2 protein-coding genes are annotated in these 1,516 nt (G+C 44.5%); one reads left to right on the top strand and one right to left on the bottom strand.

Annotated elements, in window-relative coordinates; genetic code table 11:
- Positions 1–20: 20 nt before the first annotated feature.
- Positions 21–233, bottom strand: coding sequence for a DUF6516 family protein (locus AGR1_RS30080; RefSeq protein ID WP_348640606.1), 213 nt, complete (start codon positions 231–233; stop codon positions 21–23).
- Between the two features lie 1,026 nt (positions 234–1,259).
- Between AGR1_RS30080 and AGR1_RS30075 the strand changes: the two genes are divergently transcribed.
- Positions 1,260–1,516: DUF6516 family protein (locus AGR1_RS30075; protein ID WP_348640605.1), on the top strand; the 257-nt coding region annotated here is incomplete at its 3' end.

Genomic DNA, 1,516 nt, shown 5'->3' with positions numbered 1-1,516 from the left:
GATTTGAATCAAGGCTTCTCTCATGGCTTCTTCCTCCTCTTGATTATCTCCTTCCGAAAGTCGGACAGGAGGGCATCGGTCGTTGTGAACATGTAAGGATGCTCGTCGCCGTCAAGATGACAATGATCGCCTTTGCCGCGTTCGTTGTCGAAACCGACGATGCGCCGACCATCCTTGCCAAAAAACAGTCGATACTTGAACAGGTGCGTGCTACCGGGAACGGGTTCTGGCACCTTCCACACGACGATCTCGACAATCGCACCATCTGGCAAAACAGTTTTCGAACGTTTCACAAGTACCGCGGCAATGATGTTGTCGTTTATGCCATCACAACACGCTGTTGTCAAGGATGCCAACGCAGCTTTGAGGTTGATTTGGCGGCAGGTTGCAGGATGTTTATGCTTGGAATATTTTACCGATTTATCTGCCTTAAATACATATATTGTTATTTTTATACTTGATACAAGGAATAAATTACCGGCGTTAACTTAAGTGAATGATCGCGGCGCGCTATTGGTTTGAGGCAGGGGAGTGTCGCCCGCAAACATATAATTTGTGTAGGAATGGCGCTAAAACATATAAATATTGTAAGTAGACAGTTGCTGTGAAAAGTGGGGAGTTTGATTGGCGGATTTTGCTGCCTGCAACCAAGTGATTTATATAGGTTTTTGCATGAAGGATGAATTATTTATTGGTGGAGCAGAGAGGGAATCTGATTATGAAGTGGACTAAAAAGGCGATGAAATTGGTGACGAGCAATCGTAATAACAATATCATGATATTGTTATTACGATTGCTCGTCACCAATTTCATCGCCTTTTTAGTCCACTTCATAATCAGATTCCCTCTCTGCTCCACCAATAAATAATTCATCCTTCATGCAAAAACCTATATAAATCACTTGGTTGCAGGCAGCAAAATCCGCCAATCAAACTCCCCACTTTTCACAGCAACTGTCTACTTACAATATTTATATGTTTTAGCGCCATTCCTACACAAATTATATGTTTGCGGGCGACACTCCCCTGCCTCAAACCAATAGCGCGCCGCGATCATTCACTTAAGTTAACGCCGGTAATTTATTCCTTGTATCAAGTATAAAAATAACAATATATGTATTTAAGGCAGATAAATCGGTAAAATATTCCAAGCATAAACATCCTGCAACCTGCCGCCAAATCAACCTCAAAGCTGCGTTGGCATCCTTGACAACAGCGTGTTGTGATGGCATAAACGACAACATCATTGCCGCGGTACTTGTGAAACGTTCGAAAACTGTTTTGCCAGATGGTGCGATTGTCGAGATCGTCGTGTGGAAGGTGCCAGAACCCGTTCCCGGTAGCACGCACCTGTTCAAGTATCGACTGTTTTTTGGCAAGGATGGTCGGCGCATCGTCGGTTTCGACAACGAACGCGGCAAAGGCGATCATTGTCATCTTGACGGCGACGAGCATCCTTACATGTTCACAACGACCGATGCCCTCCTGTCCGACTTTCGGAAGGAGATAATCAAGAG

The sequence above is a fragment of the Agrobacterium sp. B1(2019) genome (assembly GCF_008274755.1).
Lineage (GTDB): Bacteria > Pseudomonadota > Alphaproteobacteria > Rhizobiales > Rhizobiaceae > Agrobacterium > Agrobacterium salinitolerans.
The sequence above is the reverse complement of the archived record's forward strand: the minus strand, read 5'-3'. Positions and strand labels throughout refer to the sequence as shown.